General features: G+C 54.4%; 5 protein-coding genes. All 5 read left to right on the forward strand.

Going from position 1 to position 3,989, the window contains the following annotated elements; genetic code table 11:
- The coding region (locus tag CRI93_RS14925; RefSeq protein ID WP_141491752.1) for a DUF4917 family protein at positions 1-695 on the forward strand (695 nt) is incomplete at its 5' end.
- 135 nt (positions 696-830) lie between these two features.
- Positions 831-1,136, forward strand: a complete 306-nt coding sequence (locus CRI93_RS14930) for a hypothetical protein (RefSeq protein ID WP_098063522.1) — start codon at positions 831-833, stop codon at positions 1,134-1,136.
- Positions 1,137-1,470: 334 nt separating this feature from the next.
- Positions 1,471-2,436 carry a hypothetical protein gene (locus CRI93_RS14935; RefSeq protein WP_141491753.1) on the forward strand — a complete coding sequence of 322 codons (966 nt, stop codon included), beginning with the start codon at positions 1,471-1,473 and terminating at the stop codon, positions 2,434-2,436.
- 336 nt (positions 2,437-2,772) lie between these two features.
- The gene (locus CRI93_RS14940) at positions 2,773-3,021 is read left to right on the forward strand and encodes a hypothetical protein (protein WP_098063526.1); all 249 of its coding nucleotides are present in this window, start codon (positions 2,773-2,775) and stop codon (positions 3,019-3,021) included.
- Between the two features lie 241 nt (positions 3,022-3,262).
- Positions 3,263-3,625: a secondary thiamine-phosphate synthase enzyme YjbQ gene (locus CRI93_RS14945; protein ID WP_098063528.1), complete on the forward strand. Its 363-nt coding sequence runs from the start codon at positions 3,263-3,265 to the stop codon at positions 3,623-3,625.
- The last annotated feature ends 364 nt before the right edge of the window (positions 3,626-3,989 follow it).

Below are 3,989 nucleotides of genomic sequence, written 5' to 3' on the forward strand. Positions count from 1 at the left end.
CCTGGAGCGGAGCCTCGAGGCGCTTCGAGAAAGCTGTCGCCAGTACTTCCAGACCCTCTCGCCGCAACAGGCACTCCGCACCGCCGGCATCGGTTACGAGTAATGTTGTTCTGTCGACCTACTTAATGAGGAGCGAGATTATTGATCATGTTGACGGTTGCGGTCGTGAAGTTTTAAACCCAGAGGAGCCGTCTGACGAACACGAGTACTCAGATCTTTTCTGGGGAAAGAATAAGGCCCGCCAAAACGTATTTTACCTTCACGGCGCTCTACCATTCTTCGACACGGGTACGACGATTGAAAAAGAGAAATATAGTGTTTATAGCTACCTGCTGGAAAACATTAGCGAACGAATGGAGAAAAGTGAATACCCAATATTTGTTACGGCTGGCAACTCATCCCAGAAACTAGAACATATAAAGCACAATCCGTATCTCAATTATTGCTATGAGTCATTATGTGATGCAAAAGGTTCTCTGGTGTCCTTTGGGTTCAATTTTGGGGAGTATGACCGACATATTATAGATGCGATAAACAAGGCGGCGAAACATGGGAGGAAAGTGTCGAACCGACTCTGGAGCGTTTATATTGGTGTGTATTCCGACGCCGACAGGCAGCATATCGAAAGTATAGCTGACGACTTCGCTTGCAAGGTACGAATATTCGATGCTTCGACGGTACCTCTCTGGTCTTAGTCAGCGTGAGGCATAACACTATGCTGCACCGGACGGTGTCCGTCTGTGCGCTGAACGACCGCCGCGTCTCGATAGCTCATCACCAGGCTCGGCGCAACCACCGCCGGTGAGCTCGACCGTTATGCCGCTCCAGATATGGCTTCTGATTCGATCTTACTTGTAGCTTACCACGACGATTGTCGCTTCAAGATCGAGGAAAACGAGGAGGAAAAAGAGGCCGCAGGTTTTTACGTCTTCCGATTCGAAAGAGACAGCACGTGCTCCACACACGATTACTTGCAGGACAGTCTTGCCTTGCCGCAGCAAAGGAATTTGCGCTCGAAGAATGGGGCGTTCCCCGCGCTGCTTGGCATTCCCCGCGTGAGGAAGCGGCATAACAAGCGGCTGCACGCGGACGAAGGGCAGGGCCGTGTTGCGATCGATCGCTGTTTTGTAAGTTGACAATGCCCTTTGAGCCATAATTACTCCGTTATAAAATCACATATACGACAGAGATTTATTCGTGACCTATCCCAAGCTGTGGGCGCTTCTTTTCGCCTTGCTTCTTACGTCATGCCGAGTTCCGAACGAGCAGTTTCAAGATCCGAGTTCCGCTCAGTCAATCTTCCGATACGCTGAGGTCAACCCTGTTCTCACGATCACTCTCGGAGAGGAGTTCGAGAACGGGAGCCAATTCGGAATTCGCGAAGCCGACCATTTGTGGAGGGTCCCGATTTCATTTCCCGGAACGTCCTGGATCAGAGTCTCAACGGACTCGGACGACGTGGTAAGATCGATGCACTTCTCCTACAATTCCGGTTTCAAATTCGACCGCGAGTTAGCGGCTTACACAGAAGAACTGGGCACGCCTGAGGTGCTACGGACCGAAAGCGGCGACGAAGTTTATACCTGGGAGGACGGTTGGACGCGATTTGACTTGGTTCGCGACGGAGAAGAGAGCGGCCGTAATCACTATTCCGCCCTGACGGACTTATCGCGTTCCGGAGACGCACTTGAGTACAACTGGGCAGAGGACCTGGGAGAGCCCGCGACGTTGACGATTGACGACGTCTTGTCGAAGACGAAGGTCTGGAGCATAGTCGTTGGTAAGTCCGCAGAACTCACTCAGACCGTATCGTCTTACTACCCGGACATGCCTCCTGATACACTGGAGATGATCCGTGAGATTGTCGACCGCCACTACGCTCCCGAGGCCTTGTTCAATGATGTCCGCGCCGGCATGATCAAGCGTGACGATGACCAGAACCGTTCTGCGCTGAACTCATGGCTCTTCAGTGATCAACAGGTCGAACTCCAGGTATTGGTCGACGAATATGAGCCCGACCAGAGCTTGGAGGAATATGCCGCCGTTCTTGGTGAAAGCCCCCCCGATGCGGAGCGAGTCGAGCCGATGCTCCGCTTCGTACGGGCAAGTCACGTTGGCGAGTTCTTGTTCGATATTGAACGTGAAAGAATCAGAGCGACCGCTGAAATACTAGAAACAGTCCCCGGTGCCCACGAAGCACCTGCCATGCCAACGGCGGACGAACGGACGACCCGGGTGGAAGAATACACGATGTTCGGGCTCGTAAACTTTCTCTGGACCCATGAGCCACTCACGAACGAGCAAATCAGTCTACTGGCGAACTCCTATGAATCGGCCTCCGGCCAATGGTACGTACGAGTTTATACCGAAGCGCTGATGTCTGCTCTGGCTACCGCAAGAGAGAAGACCATCCGTGATTTGTCCTCGACGCTTTGATTTCTGGTAGCGGTTCAACGCTAAGTGATGGAAGAAATATACCAGTAGCCGGAGACTGGGAGCGCCGCCCGGCGCGGACGTCTCCGGCGGGGCTGACGAGAGCGAACGGGGGACCGTCCGCCTCAGTCAACGTTTTTATCAGGAGAGCTATCACTTAACGTCTATCTACTACCTGATTTCTTTGTGGGGTCATATAACTTTATGGCGTCATATAACAATGCGATGCTGCAGGCTCTCAACACTCAGGTTGCTGGTCTGGGAGGCTCGTGATTCATAGACGCCTATGAGTGACCGTGTCGGTCGCAGCAGATTGTCAGACGTTATACGTCTCCAGGCATGGCTGAAATTGCAATCGAATATGGTCTTCTGGTTGCCGCAGCACTGCTCGTCCCACTTGGGTTCGCCTTTGCTGGTCTTGGGCTCTGGCGCCATCGTGGCAAGCAATTGGCGTTCGGAATCGGATGTTTGCTGCTGAGTGGCTTACTGTGGTGGCGCACTAGCCATGCGGAGTTCTGGGTTGTAGATGACTGCCTAGATGCTGGCGGACGATATAACTATCAAACCCAAGTGTGTGAGTTCGACTGAGCCGTATAACACAACATTGCAGCCGACCGTCCGTCGGCTGAATTTCACCGATATATGCCCGAGGAGGACGCTATGCGATACCGCTTGATAGCTGCCGTACTTTTCGGAGCAGCCTCAATGCTGTTCGGACTGGTTTGGTGGCTTTTTGCCAATGGCGAGCCCAACCTCGTTGACCTGTGGTCTTACGTTGCGGGCGGATCTGCTCTCGCTGGTTTTGCCAGCGCGCGGAAGCTACGCGACGATGCAAGGCACAATCGCAAACTGTGGCGTGGCGTGCTCCCAGGGGATGCTGCACGTCTTCATCCAGCACACCTCCGCCTCGCTCGCCCTCAACGAAGCCGCCAGCCCCGACGTGCGCGGCGACCTGGAGCGCCACCTCAACCACCTCGTGCCCGAGGAGCAGCCCTATTACCAGCACACCCTTGAGGGCCCCGACGACATGCCCGCCCACATCAAAGCCGTGCTGATCGGCCCGGGCCTGTGGCTGCCCGTGCAAGACGGCGCGCTGGCGCTGGGCACGTGGCAGGGCCTCTACCTGTGCGAACACCGCGACCAGGGCGGCCCCCGCACGCTCATGCTCACCCTGATGGGCCCCGACGCCTAACCGTTCGCTCCAGCCCGTTCCTTGCGCTTGGACGGCCCGCTGGATATACTACATTCGCACGTTGACACCCGCTTCACGCATCCCAATCCTGTCGCACCGTGTGCTATGTCAACTCAGTTGATGTAAGTATAGGTTATGCCGTTTGACTGAGACTTTTGCCAAACCGCTCTTTCCATGATGTTGCTCAAAGCTACGAAGTACCAATTTACGGCCTCCGGTTGTGCAGTCATTCTTGCAATGCCAATCCAGAGTTGAGACCCACATCACCGCAAGCTGTTTGAGGAGGGTGCTTAACGCCGCTCTCACAAACAGCCCTTGGTGACATGGACTGGCAATCTACGCTCATTCGCGTCTTTGTGTTCGT

Origin of the sequence: Longimonas halophila, from assembly GCF_002554705.1 — a bacterium.
GTDB classification, from domain to species: Bacteria; Bacteroidota; Rhodothermia; order Rhodothermales; family Salinibacteraceae; genus Longimonas; species Longimonas halophila.